Consider the following 16,707-nt stretch of genomic DNA (forward strand, 5'->3'; position numbering starts at 1 on the left):
ACACGATCGAAGTAAAGGCCGGGATTTCGCTCAATGCTCGACCCCGATGCCGATCCGGTGATGCGGGCGTACCCGCTCGAGACAGGTCGATCATGGAAGACACCGCAAGCCGCGGCATCAATGCGTTCATTTCCGAAGCTACGCAGCGTGGGGGCAAGGCTGTCCGTCTCACGCACTCACGTCGTAATCCCGTCGAGGTGACGGGCGCTGACGGTGTCAGCCGAATCGTCCGCGTGCGGTCCAAGCTCGACGGTGACTGGCAGGCCAGGCGTCAGGACGAGTCGCTCGAGAGTGACGACACCCGCTCCGAGTTCTGGGTGTTCGTCGACCTGGCAGCAGATCCGCACGAGTTCTACATGTTGCCCTCCAACGAGGTCGCCGACGACATCCGCGCCGAGGTCGACCTGTGGATCATGGACAGCCCCGGACGTAATCGCACCGGCCATCACGCGATTCCGCGTGGGCGCGTCGTGCACGGTCACGATCGTTGGGATGCGCTGGGCTTGGCCGCGGTCAAGGATCCGAGCATTTACGTCGAGACCCCGGTTGCGACCAAGCGTAAGACGTCGCCAGTCGCCGCGAAGAAGCGTCGCGCCAGCGGTGTCGAGGAGATCGAAGTCGTCGACAATCGCCTCGAGATGACAGCCGATTGCCACGGATATCGCTGGGTCGGGCGCTTCGACGAAACCACCGAGGTCGTCGAGATCATGCGCGGACCGATGGAAGGCCGCCGATTCCCAGATCCGACCGCGGCCGCAAATGCCGTCACCGGTCACATCTCAGGCGACACCGAGAGCCATGACGGTTGGTCGTTCTGGACGATCAACAACACGGCCCTCGGCGCTCATCTCAAAACTGCCTGATCTCAGGCTCCGACTGCCGCCGACACCCGTTCGAGAGTGTCCAGTTCATTCGACGAGAGCACCAGATTCGGGGCGTCCAGTAGCGCCGGGAGCTGCTCGGGCCGGCTGACGCTCGCGATCGGTGCGGTGATGCCCGGTCGAGTCAGCAGCCAGGCCAGCGCGACGGTCGAGATCTCGCTGTCGTGTGCCTGCGCGATTGTCGCCAGTTCCGCGACGACGTCGAGTCCGGCGTCGCTGAAGTATCCGGCCGTCAGTCGTTCGCGGGAGCTGCCTTCGATGTCCGCGCGGGTCTTGTATTTTCCGGTCAGGAAGCCGGAAGCGAGAGCGAAGTACGGGAAGACGCTGATGTTGTTGTCGGTGGCGATCTGGGCAAGTTCGGGTTCGTACGACTTGCGGTGAACCAGGTTGTAGTGCGGTTGCAGCGCGATGGGCGCGGCGTAACCGTTCTCCTCGGTGATCCGCAGCCACTCCCGGACGCGGTCGGGGCTGTAGTTGGAGATTCCGAGATAGCGAACCTTGCCCGCGACGACCAACGCATTGAAGGCTTCGAGAGTTTCCTCGAGCGGAGTCTGCGGGTCGTCGAAATGCGCGTAGTACAGATCGATGCAGTCCGTCTGCAGGCGCTGCAGCGACGCCTCAGCTGCGGCCGCGATGTTGTCGGCCTTCAGGCCCTTGAAATCGGGATGGCTACCCACCTTGGTGGCGACGACGATGTCGTTCTGCAGTCCCCGATCGGTGATCCATTTCCCGATGATCGTTTCGGATTCCCCGCCGGAATTGCCGGGAGCCGACGCTGTGTACGAGTCGGAGGTGTCGATGAAGTTTGCACCGGCTTCGGCGAACGAGTCGAGGATCTCGAAGGACGTCTTCTCGTCTGCTGTCCATCCGAAAGGGTTGCCGCCCAAGCTAAGTCGGAAGATGTCGAGGTCCGAATTTCCGATGATCGCCACTGTGTGGAACTCCCGTCGATGAAGGTGGTCGCTGCATCCCGCACCGTACCCTCTCACGGCGCTGGCGATGGCGCGCCCTCGCCAGGTTCGCCGAAAAATGTATCGGATCGTGATTGCCGCCGTCAGCGTTGGGTATGGCCTCAAATACTGAATTCTTCGATGGACTGCTGATAGGAGCGTCCGATGATGATTGTGGACGAAGCCACCCGCGTCGTTCGTGGGGTGGCAGACGCAACGACGACGGTGGCCGGAGCCGTCGGTGGTGGAGTGATCGGTGGAGTGACGGGCGGGATACGCGGATCGGCGGAGGGTGTCCGAGACGGAATTCGTGCGGGTAGTTCCTCGACGCCGACGGCGGTTCTCACGATGGCGGCCGTGGGTGCGGCGGGATTGGTGGAATGGCCGGTGATCTTGGCAGTCGGCGGCACGGCCCTGGTACTCCACGAATGGGATCGCAAGAGCGGTCGGACGGATCGCGAGGTCAAGGCGGTTGGCCGCACGAGCAAGCCAGAACAGGTAAAGAAGGAATCGAGCGGAAACTCCCACAAGGCGGCCGGCCGGTCACAGGATCGAACTCACAGTTCTTCGCACACTCGATCCACTCACTGATGTTCTCAGCGATGGCCCGGCGTGCGGTGTCGGTGGCAACTTTGCCGCCGCGCCTGGCGTTGTCGGGACTCGCGTTGGTGGGCGGTTCGACGATTCCGCGAACCGCTGTCAGTGACGTGGCGTTGCGGACCGGCCCCCTCGCGTTGGCGGGTGTGGGGATGATTCCTGCAGCAGCGGGATCGATATTCGGTGCCCCGCGAATCCCAGGTTCCGCCTATGTCTCGGCGGCCGCGTCGGCGATCAATTATCAACCCCGGGTGCGTCGGCGAATCGAACAGCGCCTTGGCCGTTCGCTCACCGACTTCGCATTGGAGTCGGCGACGTCGTTCGCGGACGTTCTGACCTATGCGCCTGCGTCATTGGGCGTGGATTTCGGGCTGCGGACGATGCTGCTACGCGAAACTCTGGCGGCGCGACACTCTCGGCGGGTGTGGTCATTCGAACCTGGCGGTCGCGGTGCTTCCACGAGGCCTGAACCGAGTGGCTCAGGTGAGCGTTACGCAGACAGGATCGCTGGGGTTCAGCTGGCGGCCGGAGCTGCACTGGCTACCGTCTCTGCCGGCGGTGACACCGTCGCGACGAGTATCAAGGTTTCGGCGCCGCGACCGCTTCGGATGTCGCGCGAATCATTCGCTGCTGGTTTGTCATACGGTCTGTGGCGGACGCACCACGTCGCCGTTTCGGACCCCGCGGCTCTACGCATGCTCGATCGTGTCGATACCGTCCTCGTCGATCCGAGTGTCCTTTTCGACGACGCGCTCCGGGTTTCCGACATACGAGAGGTGTCCGAGTCGGACCGCGTCGTGGTGTGGGCACATGCCAGGGAAGCGCTTGACGCCGGCTCGCTCCCGGTCGGAAGACACCGCATCGACGGCGCCGAAGTTGTCGTAAGACCGGTGCGAAAAGGGTTGGCGGAATCACTGATAGGCGAAATACGCGCGAGCGGGGTCGCAGCCGTCACGATCGACGACGACGGGCTCGGATCACTGCGAAGTGGATTCGACGAGCTCTATCCGGCGCAATCGACTGCCGAAGCCGGCCTGCGCGAGGCTCTCTCGGCGTTGGTGGCCGAGGGTCGGACAGTTGCGATCGTGTCGAGTAGGGCGATATCGGGACAGGCAGTGCTACGCATCGGGATTTCACCACCGAGTGGCGAGCACGTGAGTGCCGACATCCACACCGACTTGGCCGGGGCGTGGCGGGTTGTCCATGCGCTCCCGGCTGCTCGAACAGCGACGAGGCGCGGTGTCGAACTCTCCTCAGGTTCTTCGGCATTGGGTGCCTTGATCATGCTTCCGGGAGTTCGAGGGGCTGGGCCGGGGCCGATCACAGCTGGTTCGGCCGCGGGACTGTGGACCGGATACACCTTGTCCCGATCTGTGATTCAAGCGCCCGTCCCTGTCGGTACTCCGAGCGATACCTGGCATGAAATGGACGGTGATGCTGTCGTTCGCGAACTATCCGAATCCATCCGACATACACCGCACCGTGCGGAAGCTCGTGTGCGAGCGCCCGCACGGTTCAGGTTGATCCGTGACGGATTGTCGGCGTTGCGAACAGAATTGGCGGATCCACTGACGCCTGTGTTGGCGACCGGCTCCGCTGCCAGTGCAGTCCTCGGTTCACCGGTAGACGCCGTCCTGGTCGGCTCGGTCTTGGTCGGCAATGCTGCGATGTCCGCTGTTCAACGGCTTCATTCGGAGCGGGCGGTGCAGCGGCTCTTGCGGACTCAGGAACCGGTAGCTCGGCGAGTAACCAACGACGGCACGGTCGAGACAGCGGCCGACGCGCTCGAACTCGGTGACGTCGTGGCAATCGAGTCCGGGGACATCGTGCCCGCAGATTGTCGCCTGTTGAGCGTCGAATCGCTGGAAGTCGACGAGTCGTCGTTGACGGGAGAGTCCCTGCCCGTCGACAAGCAGACCGACCCGACCCCTGGGATGCCACTGGCCGAGCGACGGTGCATGGCCTACGCAGGGACAACAGTGCTTGCCGGATCCGGTCGTGGCGTGGTCACGGCCCTCGGAGCCCGAACGGTGACCAGGCGTGCCGATGTCGGTGTGTCCCGATCCGGACCTGCTGTGGGCCTGACCAACAGACTTCGCGAACTCACGAGGGCGACCCTGCCGGCCAGTATCGGCGGTGGGGCGTTGGTGACAGTCGCGGGTCTGCTTCGTGGTACCGGTCTGCGCCGCGCCGTCACCGGAGGTGTGGCCGTAGCTGTGGCTGCCGTGCCGGAGGGGCTGCCTCTGGTTGCCACTCTAGCTCAGCAGGCCGCAGCGCGAAGGCTCACTGCAGCAGGAGTGTTGGTTCGTGCGCCACGATCGATAGAAGCGCTCGGTCGTGTCGACGTGGTCTGCTTCGACAAGACCGGAACCCTCAGCGAGAACAAGCTACGGGTGGCCGCGGTCGAACGCGTCGACGGCTGGGACGAAAGCGAGATTCTGGAAGTTGCGGCGCGCAGTGCCCTGGGAAGTCGCGACGATCGCGTGTTTCATTCGACGGATGCCGCCGTCGTCGATGCAGCCCAGCAAGCTCTGGACGATGCTTCGGTTTTCGGTGACGTCGAGGCGAACAACCTCGTTCCGTTCAGGTCGGGGCGGCCGTACTCGGCAGCTTTGCTCGGCAGGCGGATCGCACTCAAAGGTTCGCCGGAATTCGTGACCGAAGCAGGACGAGATCCGAATGCTGTGTCGGCGAAGCACGTTCAAAGCATGGCCGGACGCGGACTGCGGGTGGTTGCCGTCGCCCAGCGCGAGTTGTCGGAACACGACGCGCGACGCGCAGGCGAAGACTCGCAATTTCTCGAACAGTGTTGCTCCGAGGGGTTGGAAGCGGTCGGCCTTCTCGGACTCTCGGACACGCTCAGACCCGAAGCAACGCAACTTGTTCGAGAACTTCGAGGCGACGGACGGCAAGTGCGCGTGCTGACCGGGGATCATCCGACAACAGCGGCCGCGGTCGCCACCGAACTGGGGTTGGACGTCGCACGCGAGGATGTTGTCACCGGTCCTGACTGGGAGAACTTCTCTCGCGCCGAAAGACGGGATGCGGTCCGCGGCAGCAGCGTCTTTGCGCGCGTGACACCCGAGCAGAAGGTCGAGATCGTGCAAGCGTTGGAGACCGACGGGCGGGTGTGCGCCATGGTCGGTGACGGCGCGAACGATGCTGCGGCGATCCGAGTTTCCAGCGTGGGAATCGGGGTGGCGTCGACCGACAGTGATCCGGCGCGCGGCGCCGCAGACATCGTGCTCCTCGACGGCCGTGTCGGCGGACTGACCGACGCATTGGACGAGGGCAGTCAATTGTGGCGGCGGGTCAGATCAGCGGTAGGGGTTTTGCTCGGAGGCAACGCGGGTGAAGTCGCATTCGCGCTGATCGGTTCTGCGTTGTCCGGCGAATCACCGCTCAACGCAAGGCAGTTGCTACTGGTCAATCTGATGACGGACGCCTTGCCCGCTGCTGCGCTTGCGGTGAGCACCCCGTCCGAGAACGGATCCGAGAAGTCCGAACAGATGGACGCTCATGCGTTGTGGCAGACGATCGCTGTCCGCGGCGGTGCCACGGCAATCGGTGCGCTGGCAGCGTGGCTTCTGGCCCGGGCGAGCGGTAGGAGGCGGCGAGCGTCGACGGTGGCGTTGGTTGCCCTGGTGGGCACCCAACTGGGGCAGACGCTGCTCGAATCACGCAGTCCGCTGGTGGTCGCAACCGTTGCCGGATCCGCTGCGGCGCTGGCGACGCTCGTCAGCACACCCGTGGTGAGCCAATTTCTCGGTTGCACGCCGCTTGGTCCCATCGCCTGGGGCCAAGCGGTGGGCTGCGCGTCGGCGGCGACGCTGCTCGCGGCGCTGGCTCCGCGGGTGTTGGAGCGGATTGCCGCAACTGAGGAGAACGCGAACAGTCAATCGACGATTCGCAAGATCCCGACGCGAACGAGCACTGCGTACACCTCCCGAACCGGGGGAGTCAGCGCCCGCGACAGCGTGGAAATCAGCGACGTGGAAATCAAAGAAGCGGAAACCGGTGAATCGGACACGCTTGTGAGCGTCGCTGCTGGAAGTGACACGTCGCCGAACTCCCGGGCGACCCGAGATGAATCCTGAGGAATCGTGACATGTCCCAGAATACCGTCGACCACACGAACCCCGTCGATCACCGCGCGGTAGTCGAATCCGTCCGTTCGGCACGGAGCTTCGAGTTGGAGCTACCGATCGTCGGTGCCATCCCTGTTCCGAGACCCGAGCAGATCGCCTACTTTGCGGTGATGGGACTGATGGTCGCCTTCGAGATCATCGAGTGGCCCGTGGCAGTCACCATTGCAGCGGGGCATCTGCTCGCAACAGAGCAGCACAATCACGTCCTCGAAGAGATCGGAGAGGCGCTCGAGGGCGTCTGACGCAGGCGCTGCCTGGACACAAATCGAGCGGCCCCGCATTTCGCGGGACCGCTCGACGTGCGGAGAAACTTACTGCGCGAGTGCGCGCTTCATGCCGCGTTCGACTGCTGCGATGATCTGCGGACGCAGTTCTGCGGCAGGGACGATCTCATCCACCGAGCCGACCTCTCGGGCCCGCTGGATGTTGTGGATCGCTTCGAATTCGGATGCCACTTCGCCGAGCTTGTCGGAGCGGACGGCGATGCGCTGAGCGTTCAGTTCTACGCGCAGATGTGCTTTCTCCGTGTCATCCTTGGCTGCTGCCAAGTCTGCCTCCAGTTGCTGCACCTTCGGGTCGTTGTTGGTGCGGGTGTTCACCTCACGGGTGAAGACCACTGCGGCGGCGGGGGCGCCGCCGAGTACCGACGCGAACGAGCCTTCGACAGCAAGAACTTCCATGTTGTCGTTGAGCGCACCGGAGAACACGACGAACGCGCCGCCGTGGTAGCGGGAGACGACGCAGAACACGATCGGTCCGTCGAAGTTGACGATGGCGCGGCCGATCTCGGCGCCGTACTCGAGCTGGATGTTGCGCAGCGACTCCGGGGAACCGTCGAAGCCGGACAGGTTGGCCAGCACCACGATCGGACGGTTGCCGCTCGCAGCATTGATCGCGCGAGCAGTCTTCTTCGACGAGTTCGGGAACAGCGTTCCCGACGTCCAGGTGTCGGGACCGTCGGCGGGGAAGTGCCCCTTACGTGGGATCGCGCGGGATTCGATGCCCACCACTGTGACCGGATGTCCGGCGAGGTGCGCGTCCAGAACGACCGACGTGTCGGCGCCGGCCATGTCGGCCCAACGCTCGAGAACAGAGTGGTCCTGGTCGACCACCGAACGCATCACGGTGCGAATGTCGAAGGGCTTCTTGCGATCCGGGTTCTTCGCCGAGGAGAAGATGTCGCCGACCGTCTCGAAGTCGCTCGACGGGTGGGTGTGCGGGAAGCTACGCACGTCGCGATCGACGGGGTCCGTCGTCGCTGCGCGGCGCGGGAACCGTTCGCCGGGAGCGAGGTACGAGTGTGCGTAGTGACGGAACAGGATCTCGCACGCCGCAGTGAGGTCGGGGGCCCAGTACTGCGCCTGGCCGTTGGGGCCCATGACGCGGTCGTAACCACCGATACCGAAGTTGTCCTCGGCCGACACACCACCGGAGTAGTCGAGAGACTGCTTGCCGGTCAGCACCATCGCGCTGTCCGGGGTCATCACCAGAATGCCCTTGGTGTGCATCAACATGGTGGCTTCGGCGTTCCAGTAGGGCTGAGCGCCGACGTTGATTCCCGTGACGACGATATTGATTTCACCGCCGTTCTGGGTGAAGGTGATGATCCGGCGCAGGCCACGGGAGACCCAGTCCATGTTCTCGGTGCCGCTCTCCATCGAGATGGTGGCACCCGAGGACAGTGCAAACCACTCGACCGGGGCGTTCAACTTCTCGGCCAGGTCGATGGCAGCGACCACGCGTGAGCATTCGGCCTCGGCCACGGTACCGAGCGCCTTGGTGGGGTCACCGAAGAGCGCGACACGGGTCATTCCCTCGGGATAGCGCCGCGTCGGAGTGTTCACGAGGCCGACGACGATGCCGGCCTTGTTGAGCCCGTACGGACGCTCGACAGGTGAGAGGACGCCCGCTTCGTCGAAGTCGTGCTCGACGAAGGTGCCCTTGGTGCCGGTCAGGAGTGGAATCAGCTCGTACGGGTACACCGTGCCGCGTGCCCGCGAACTCTGGACCTTCTGGGCGTACGCGTCGAGGGGGAGCAGCGGTTCAGTGGGAGGCGTGGTCTTGTTGATGACCACACCGGCACCTGCGCGGTAGGAGAATCGCAGCGCAACTTCCTTGGGCGCGCCGCCCTTTCGGTCCTTCAGGCGGGTGATGAGTGTGATCTCTTCTAGCCCGGCGCCGACGGTCAGTCGGGCTGCGTTCTGAGCGATCACGGAGAAGCGTTCGCTGGGAACGTCGGCGACCGGCCACACGTACAGCACGACGCGGTTGGCTGCCAGTCGACGCTTGTCTCCGCGCTGGGACTGCGCACGGCGGATGCCGTCGAGGCACGCGGCAAGTGTGCGCTCGATGGCCGGAAGCGCAACCATCTGGCCTTCGTCGTCGAGCTGCGGTGTCACGTCACGGATTTCCGCGAGAGCGATCAGGCGCTCGTCCTTCGGGTTCTCCTTGGCGGAGAGGTGGAACAGGTAGGTGTTCTCCGGAGCCGGCAGACGCTTGCCGTTGAAGTTCTTCAGACGCCACATGTCCAGACGCTGACCCGTGAGCGGATGCATGTCGCGGATGATGTTGTCCTCGACCAGTTCACCGTCGATCGGGCGGAAGGTGACCCAGCGGACCGGATCCCCATTCGGATTGCAGATGATCACAGTCGCGCGGCGAGACCGGGTGATCGTCTCGTTGCGCGAGAGTTCGGTGCGCAGCGTCTCGACGAGCGTGTCGCCGTCGGCGGGCTGATCAGGCCAGTCGAGGTAGATGTCGACTACCAGGCCGCGACCGGATGGAGCATCCTGCGCGATTGTGGCGACATCGTCGAGAGCCGTACCGAGAGCGTCGAATTCGGCCACCGTCGAGACCAGATGTAGCCCGTCGCCCTTGAGGTCGAAGTTACCGGTCACGAAACGGCGGTCGACGTGCTCGAAAACGCGGACGTCTTCGAAGGAGTGAATCTTGTAGTAGCGACGCGTGATGACCTCGAGCAGAGGGCCGCCATCGCGGTTGCCAAGGCCGATCTTTCGACCCAACAGGTCCAGGAGCGGTTCGGGAGTGGCGACGAGATTGGCGATTCGCTCGTCGAAATCTGCAGCGTCCGGCTGCTCTTCGAGGTAGGCGAGGTTGCCGCGTACTCCGTCGTAGACGTCTTCGCGAACCTTGCGGATGCGCGGCTCGTCGAAGAACCGGAAGCGAAGGTTGCGGGCGACGTCGCCGATGACGGGGTAGCGGACCTGCGTCGCGACGATGAGTCGATCGAGAACCTCGTTGAGCTCCTGCGCCGAGCAACCGGGAGCCTTGTCGCCGACGAGCCAGCCTTCGAGAAGTGCTGCAATGACCGGGATCTGGGCTTCCATGCGCTGCAGAGCCAGGAAGAGTCGGTACACCGCTTCCTCGACGGCCTGGCGATCTTCCAGATCGGTGACGTCGTAGTGGCGAAGTGCCCGTTCGAGTCTCGTGCGGAACGACGCCGGCAAACCTTCGCGCTCGGAGTCGAGTGAGTGCAGGAAGGTGTGGAAGTGCTCGCGGGGGCTGTGGACGGACTCGTCCTTCGCGGACTCACTCGAGGTGGGCTTGTTGCGCGAGAGTTCGCAGATGTCGGCGAAGGTGGTCAGCACAGCCAGTTCTGCCTGGACCAGTTCGCGGTCCTCGGATTCGAGTGCGCTGCGAAGTGCGTCGTATTCGGCCAGAACAGCGTTTGCGTGCTTGCCGCTGACGTCGTAGCCACTGATCATCGCGGTCAGTGCTTCCAGCTGTGCCAATGCATCTGCGCGGGTATCGGAACCGGAAGTTGCTGCGGGAAGATCGAATTGGACTCGCGGAGCCTTCTCCGTGACAGCTTCCTCACTGACCTGGTCGACGCGCAGGAGCGGTGCGCCGGCATCGACCTGAGAGTTGACGGTAGCGAGAACCTCACGCACTTTGCCCGCATACGGAGCGCGAACCGCGGTCTCCATCTTCATGGATTCGAGCACGACCAGAGTGGATCCGGCTTCGACGTCGTCGCCGACCGCGACCGGTACTGCTACCACTACGGCGGGAGCCGGCGCGCGGACTACGCCGGCGTCGTCCTGGCTGATCTGGTGGCTGATGCCGTCGACCTCGACGAGATAGCGAGCCGGGCTCACGACGGAAACGACGTGGAAGCGGCGATCACCGATCACCAGCCGTGACTCGAAGTCACCGAGACGATCGACGTCGACCTCGATGTCTCCGGCGTCTCCGTCGACGCGGTAGCGGTGCGGGCCGATACGCCCGACGGTCAGTTTGTATGCCTGACCTTGGTAGTTGAGCTCGACGGTACGGCCGATCGCGTGGTTGGCGCGGGGACGGCCGCCGCGTGCCGAGGCGAGGAAGGCCGCACGCTCGAGGGACTCCTCGGCGTCGTAAGCATCGATGGCGGTGGCGATCAGTGCGACGTCCGCGCGACGAGTGGTGCCGGTCAGGGCGCCTGTGCGGTCGAGCCAGCCGGTATCCGCGGATGCCGAGATGACCTCGTCGCGATCGAGTAGATCGAGGAGGAACGACTTGGTGGTAGTGCCGCCGTCGAGTACGACAGTGGTTTCACGAAGGGCGGTACGCAGGCGCGCAAGTGCCTCGGAGCGGTTGCGGCCCCAGGCGATGACCTTCGCGACCATCGAGTCGTAGTCGGGCGGAATGACGTCCCCGGCAGCGATACCGGTGTCGACCCGGATGCCGGAGCCGAGCGGAAACTTGAGGAGTTGAACGGTGCCGGGTGCCGGCGCGAAATCGTTGTCCGCGTCCTCGGCATTGAGGCGGGCTTCGACGGCGTGGCCGAATGCGGGCGGGCAGTCACCGACCAATTCGTCACCACTGGCGACCAGAATCTGCAGTTTGACGAGATCGATTCCGGTGGTGACCTCGGTGATCGGGTGCTCGACCTGCAGACGGGTGTTGACCTCGAGGAACGTGAAGAGCTTGTTCTCGGGCTGGTAGAGGTATTCGACCGTGCCTGCGCCCTGGTATCCGGCTGCCTTGACCAGTTCGGCGGACACCTTCTTGAGGTGGTCAGACTGTTCTTCGGTCAGGACGGGGGAAGAGGATTCTTCGATGACCTTCTGGTTGCGACGCTGAATCGAGCAGTCGCGAACGCCCGGAGCCCAGACATTGCCGTGGTTGTCGGCGATGACCTGTACCTCGACGTGGCGTGCATCGGTGACGAGGCGTTCGAGGAAGACGACGGGGTCGCCGAAGGACCGCTCTGCTTCGCCCTGCGTGCGCTCGAGTGCAACTTCGAGTTCGTCTTCGGCCCAGACCTTGCGGATACCGCGTCCGCCGCCGCCGCTTCGGGCCTTGATGATCAGGGGATATCCGATGGACTGAGCATGACGACGAGCGTCGGCGCGCGTTTCGACCGGTCCGCCGCTCCACGGGGCGACCGGTACGCCGACCTTCTCGGCCAGGATCTTGGCGGCAACCTTGTCGCCGAGCAGGCGCATCGCGTCGGCGCTCGGGCCGATGAACGTGATGCCCAGTTTCGCGACGATCTCCGCGAAGGCGGGATCCTCGGCCACGAAGCCCCAGCCGACCCAGACTGCGTCGGCCTTGGCTGCGAGCAGTGCTCGCTCGAGTTCGGCGTAGTCGAGGTACGGGCTACCGGTGCCGGTGCTGCGCAGGGTCACGCCCTCATCGGCCTGGCGGACGAACATGGCGCGGCGCTCGGCCTCGGTGTGCAGTGCAATGACCCGAATGCCGTAGTCGTGTTCGGCGTTCAGTTCGCGTACAGCCCTGATCAGCCGGACAGCGGCCTCACCTCGATTGACCACTGCGATTCGTTTGAACATTGTCACTGCCACCGTCCTTGATGAGATTCTTCGTCACGTACGTTGCGATATGAGCCGACCGTGTCCCACGTACCCGGATTCCCCGGTTCGTGAACTACGCCGCGATGCGCTGTGTTTCCCCCGGTTGCGCGTCGGCAAGTGATTGCCCTTCCGGTTCGTCGAGTCCCCTGCGCTGAAGCACTGTGTGCACCGAAGCGCTGTGTGCGCTGAGACACTGTGTGCCTTGTGTGCCACCCTGCAGGCGTGGACTCAGAACCGCTCCAATCACGAATCAGCAACATATTGTGTCTGCTTCCAGGGAATCCCTGGTTTATCTAAGAATGCAGTATGTCGACGCTCATGTCACCTGGGCGAATTGAAGAATATTAGTCAACGTGAACCACGGTTACACATATGGCGTTAAATCGTTGCGGTGCAATGGAATTCGGACTTGTGACACGGATCACGATGGTAATGAGATCGGCAAGAAAGTGAATACTCACTGGTAACAAAATCGCATATTCGGAGAATTCTCTGGGTTGCTCGATTATTACTGATCGGTACTACTCGCGAGTATTTTTTATGTCCGGTCGGACCGTATTCGAGAAATCGCGTTCGATGGTTGCGATGTGCTTTGCGATCGCGTCGAGTCCTGAGGGAGGGAGGTGCAATCCGTTGCCGAGAGCAAGTGAAGTCCGCTTGAAGTGCTCCACGAGTGGTTCGTATTTCGTGACCAGTCTCAGCCTGTCGGTCTCGCTCAGGTACTTCACGCTTCCCGCGTTGTCGACGAAGTCGCTGAACTTCACGAGGAACACTGCGGGATCCGCTATCGCGCGGATGACGTGATCCTGATATCCGGCGGTGGTGTTGTCGCATGGGTAGTCGATTGGATTGGTCACTGCCTCAACAAGTTCGGAGATTCTGTGGCCGAAGCGCGAGGCGATGAGTGTTGACGCACGTTCCTGCGCTTCGGATGCGGACATGTCGTCTGCAGTCTGGCCACCGAGGAGCGCGATGACGGCGTGTGGTCGGTCCTCGACCGTGTCGTGAAGTGCGGTTGCGCTCAGGATCTCGACATCGGAGCACCCGTACCGAAGCAGCCGCAATACATTTCGTAGGGGATGAACGATGTAGGGATCCTCGTCGGACTTGATCCCGTTCTTTCTGAACTGATCGAGGTGCGCAAGGGTAGCGACCTCCATGGCGAGCCGTAGGGTTTCACCCGGGATCGCCAGCTCGTCGACGGCGCTCTCGATGGCGAAGACCAGCGTTGCAGCGTCCATCTCCTTCAGGGGCAACTGGTCGAATGCGGACCTGATCGGGTCGGAGTTGCTCATGCCAAATAGCCTTCCGGTTGGTGAGGCGTCGCGACGAATGTCCTGGTGCAGATCTGCAATCGAGCCCTGATTGACGCCGGAAATACAGGTCGAGGTCAGAATCATCTTGATTCTATCCGGCGACTACGACAGCAAGTGTTCCTAGCGTTGTCATAGAGGTGGGCGGGGAGGTTCGTTCGCCTCCATCACAGGCAAATAGGGCAGGAAGAGGTTCGATGACCACGGAGGCGACCCTGGCGTCGTTTGTCGAGACAGTTGACACGGATGTCGACACCCATCCGCTGGACGATCCTGTGCGACAAGGACTTCGCGGACATCATGCGCAATTCGCTCGCTGGGCAGGGAGAGTTGCGCGATACGACCCGACGGTCGCGCCGTTTGTCGGTCATCCGCCCGAGTTGGACGCCGAGGACTGGGAGAACCTACTCACACTCGTAGGTCCTGGCGGCACAGTAGGTTTGCGAGGATTTGATCACCGCCCGCCGGAAGGGTGGCGCGTTGTGGATCAGTTCGGCTCGGTGCAGATGGACGGATCCGCACTCGAAGTCTCCGTTGATCCGTCGGTCGAACTTCTCGGAACGGGCGACGTTCCCGAAATTCTGGCATTGATCGAGCGCACCAAGCCAGGACCGTTTCTTCCTCGTACCGTCGAGATGGGCAGTTACTACGGCATTCGCGTCGACGGAAGACTTGTTGCCATGGCGGGGGAGCGGTTGCACCCTCCGGGATGGACGGAAATCAGTGCGGTGTGCACTGACAGCGACTTTCGGGGTCGAGGCCTGGGTACGACGCTGATCCGTGCCGTCGCTGCCGGGATTCGCGAGCGCGGCGAGCTGCCATTTCTCCATGCAGTGCAATCGAATACGAATGCGATCAGACTCTACGAATCGCTGGGGTTCGTTCTCCGGAAGAGATCCAGGTTGACTGCGGTGCAGGCGCCTGCCTGATCGAATTCTCGCCGACGCCTGTGTTTCGGGCGCTCGGCCACTAGTCTGAACAAATGACAGTCGATCAGGCGTTGGACAGTGATTTCCTCACTCTTGCCGATCCGTACCGCCGCGAGTTGCTGGCGCACTGCTATCGCATGATGGGGTCGATTCACGACGCCGAAGACCAGGTCCAGGAGACGTTCATCCGGGCTTGGCGCGGGTTCGACGGTTACAAGGGCCAGTCATCTCTCAGGACCTGGCTCTACCGCATCGCGACGAATACCTGCCTGACCGCGCTGGAGGGGAGATCGAGGCGTCCCCTCCCGACCGGCCTCGGCGCACCTAGTTCGGACCCGGCCGACGATTTGATCGAGCGCAACGAGATTGCCTGGTTGGAACCGATTGCCGATTCTGCGTTGGGCGACGTCAATGATCCGGCCGTCATGGTCGTCAATCGCGATTCGGTCAGGCTCGCCCTTGTTGCCGCTTTGCAGCACTTGTCCGCGCGCCAACGTGCGGTTCTGGTTCTACGTGACGTTCTGCAGTGGAAGGCGTCGGAAGTTGCGGAGGCGCTGGACACCACAACCACTGCGGTAAACAGCCTGCTGCAGCGGGCTCGCGCGCAGATCAATCACATCGGACCCACCGAGGACGATCTCGTGGAACCGACTACCGAGGCTGCCCGGAAGTTGCTTCGCGACTACGTGCACAGCTTCGAGAGCTACGACGTCGAGGCCATCGTCGAACTGTTCACGCGCGAAGCCATCTGGGAGATGCCTCCGTTCGAGGGTTGGTACCAGGGCCCCGAGGCAATCGGGCAACTCATCGGAACCAAATGCCCGGCCGACGGACCAGGAGCGATGCGCCTACTTCCGACCGCTGCGAACGGTCAGCCGGCGTTCGGCCTCTACATGCGCGAGCCCGATGGTGTTCACCGCGCTTTCCAGTTGCACGTTCTCGATGTCACCGAGTCCGGGATCTCGCACGTGACGTGTTTCTTCGATCTGAGTCTGTTCGCACGGTTCGGATTGCCTGCCGAGCTGTAGGGGCCCTGCCGAGTTGTAGGGGCAAGGAGTTGCGCGAGCCCTCCGGTATGGAGGGACCCGCGCGACTGCTCGTTACTGCTGTTGCTGTGCGTTACTGCTGGGGAACAGTCGCAGCCGGGTCCATCCACATGACCTCCCAGACGTGATTGTCGAGGTCGCGGAATGCGCGTCCGTACATGAAGCCGTGATCCTGGGGCTCCATCCACTTGCTGCCGCCGGCAGCAATCGCCGCGTCGACGAAGGTGTCGACTTCCTCCCTGCTGTCGGCCGACACACACATCAGTGCTTCACGAGTTTTCGACGTGTCGCAGATGTCGTCGGCGATGAAGTCCCCGAAACGCGGTTCGTTCAGGAACATGACGGTGGCGGAATCGCTGACGATCATCGAGACAGTGTTCTCGTCACTGAACATGTCGTTGAACTCGAAGCCGAGGCCACTGAAGAATGCACGGGTGGCGGCGACGTCCTTGACCGGCATGTTGACGAAGAGAAGACGAGACATTGGGTGCTCCTTGAACTCGGTTGATTGATTACTGAACGCTTCGGTTCCTGTTGGTTCCTGCTCATACAGACCGCAGTGGGCGCAGAAAGTCATCGCGAGAAGCAAAAATTCGAGAAAAGTATCGCCTGTTAACTGACTGCAGTGCTCTGACCTGGCGATTTGGTGTTGTGTTGATCTTCGCGTAACTTTGTCCAGGTCAGAGCGACACGGACACCGACTCCCACCTGCGAGGGTGAGTGACACGAGGTTGTACGAAGTGCCTGGCGAACACAATCTAGTTTTTCTCACGGGGTTCCGGTTTGCGCCGGTGGCCAGGTTGGGATAGGCTGGAAAAGTTGCCCCGGAGCGGCGGCCATAGGGTCGCGGTGATGGTGTGTGCGTGTTCTTTGAGAACTCAACAGTGTGTCGATGAATGTCAGTGCCAAAATTAATTTGGTACTTCACATATCGGATGATGTTCCGGGCCTTCGGGTTTCGGTTCTGATGTTCGGGGTGTGAGTATTTTTCGTCGGTGATTGTTCATTCTTCCGTCTGAATGGTTGC

10 protein-coding genes are annotated in these 16,707 nt (G+C 62.7%); 6 read left to right on the top strand and 4 right to left on the bottom strand.

All coding sequences use genetic code 11. The annotated features are described in order from the left end of the window. Positions 1–92: 92 nt before the first annotated feature. Complete coding sequence (locus G4D79_RS14990; RefSeq protein ID WP_003945109.1) at positions 93–863, top strand: hypothetical protein; 771 nt, start codon at positions 93–95, stop codon at positions 861–863. Positions 864–865: 2 nt separating this feature from the next. Here the strand turns inward: G4D79_RS14990 and G4D79_RS14995 are convergent, their stop codons facing one another. After that, positions 866–1,813: an aldo/keto reductase gene (locus G4D79_RS14995; RefSeq protein WP_007732210.1), complete on the bottom strand. Its 948-nt coding sequence runs from the start codon at positions 1,811–1,813 to the stop codon at positions 866–868. A gap of 183 nt (positions 1,814–1,996) precedes the next feature. Here G4D79_RS14995 and G4D79_RS15000 point away from each other — a divergent pair, with 183 nt between their 5' ends. Genes G4D79_RS15000 through G4D79_RS15010 form a run of 3 tightly spaced genes read left to right on the top strand, consistent with a single transcriptional unit; the run spans position 1,997 to position 6,818 of the window. Next, on the top strand, positions 1,997–2,422 hold the full coding sequence (locus G4D79_RS15000; RefSeq protein ID WP_050656660.1) for a hypothetical protein: 426 nt from the start codon (positions 1,997–1,999) through the stop codon (positions 2,420–2,422). Further along, complete coding sequence (locus tag G4D79_RS15005; protein ID WP_099697872.1) at positions 2,422–6,525, top strand: cation-translocating P-type ATPase; 4,104 nt, start codon at positions 2,422–2,424, stop codon at positions 6,523–6,525. Before G4D79_RS15000 ends, G4D79_RS15005 begins: the two co-directional genes overlap by 1 nt. An 11-nt stretch (positions 6,526–6,536) precedes the next feature. Further along, the gene (locus G4D79_RS15010) at positions 6,537–6,818 is read left to right on the top strand and encodes a hypothetical protein (protein WP_030536904.1); all 282 of its coding nucleotides are present in this window, start codon (positions 6,537–6,539) and stop codon (positions 6,816–6,818) included. Positions 6,819–6,887: 69 nt separating this feature from the next. Here G4D79_RS15010 and G4D79_RS15015 read toward each other — a convergent pair whose 3' ends face one another. After that, positions 6,888–12,371 carry a carboxyl transferase domain-containing protein gene (locus G4D79_RS15015; RefSeq protein ID WP_214514623.1) on the bottom strand — a complete coding sequence of 1,828 codons (5,484 nt, stop codon included), beginning with the start codon at positions 12,369–12,371 and terminating at the stop codon, positions 6,888–6,890. Between the two features lie 542 nt (positions 12,372–12,913). Then, entirely contained in the window at positions 12,914–13,687 is a 774-nt protein-coding gene (locus tag G4D79_RS15020) for a hypothetical protein (protein ID WP_231915235.1), read from the bottom strand. A gap of 215 nt (positions 13,688–13,902) precedes the next feature. Here G4D79_RS15020 and G4D79_RS15025 point away from each other — a divergent pair, with 215 nt between their 5' ends. Next, positions 13,903–14,634, top strand: coding sequence for a GNAT family N-acetyltransferase (locus tag G4D79_RS15025; protein ID WP_003945124.1), 732 nt, complete (start codon positions 13,903–13,905; stop codon positions 14,632–14,634). Positions 14,635–14,687: 53 nt separating this feature from the next. Then, positions 14,688–15,662, top strand: coding sequence for a sigma-70 family RNA polymerase sigma factor (locus G4D79_RS15030; RefSeq protein ID WP_003945115.1), 975 nt, complete (start codon positions 14,688–14,690; stop codon positions 15,660–15,662). 91 nt (positions 15,663–15,753) lie between these two features. Here G4D79_RS15030 and G4D79_RS15035 read toward each other — a convergent pair whose 3' ends face one another. After that, on the bottom strand, positions 15,754–16,164 hold the full coding sequence (locus G4D79_RS15035) for a VOC family protein (RefSeq protein WP_099697879.1): 411 nt from the start codon (positions 16,162–16,164) through the stop codon (positions 15,754–15,756). Between the last annotated feature and the right edge of the window lie 543 nt (positions 16,165–16,707).

This window comes from Rhodococcus sp. WY5 (genome assembly GCF_018588185.1).
GTDB classification, from domain to species: Bacteria; Actinomycetota; Actinomycetes; order Mycobacteriales; family Mycobacteriaceae; genus Rhodococcus_F; species Rhodococcus_F qingshengii.

Excerpts from the sequence above, each read along its gene's own strand:
- G4D79_RS15025 (WP_003945124.1), top strand. The coding sequence starts at position 13,903 with ATGACCACGGAGGCGACCCTGGCGTCGTTTGTCGAGACAGTTGACACG.
- G4D79_RS15030 (WP_003945115.1), top strand. The coding sequence starts at position 14,688 with ATGACAGTCGATCAGGCGTTGGACAGTGATTTCCTCACTCTTGCCGAT.
- G4D79_RS14990 (WP_003945109.1), top strand. The coding sequence starts at position 93 with ATGGAAGACACCGCAAGCCGCGGCATCAATGCGTTCATTTCCGAAGCT.
- G4D79_RS15020 (WP_231915235.1), bottom strand. The coding sequence starts at position 13,687 with ATGAGCAACTCCGACCCGATCAGGTCCGCATTCGACCAGTTGCCCCTG.
- G4D79_RS15005 (WP_099697872.1), top strand. The coding sequence starts at position 2,422 with ATGTTCTCAGCGATGGCCCGGCGTGCGGTGTCGGTGGCAACTTTGCCG.
- G4D79_RS15015 (WP_214514623.1), bottom strand. The coding sequence starts at position 12,371 with ATGTTCAAACGAATCGCAGTGGTCAATCGAGGTGAGGCCGCTGTCCGG.
- G4D79_RS15000 (WP_050656660.1), top strand. The coding sequence starts at position 1,997 with ATGATGATTGTGGACGAAGCCACCCGCGTCGTTCGTGGGGTGGCAGAC.
- G4D79_RS15010 (WP_030536904.1), top strand. The coding sequence starts at position 6,537 with ATGTCCCAGAATACCGTCGACCACACGAACCCCGTCGATCACCGCGCG.
- G4D79_RS15035 (WP_099697879.1), bottom strand. The coding sequence starts at position 16,164 with ATGTCTCGTCTTCTCTTCGTCAACATGCCGGTCAAGGACGTCGCCGCC.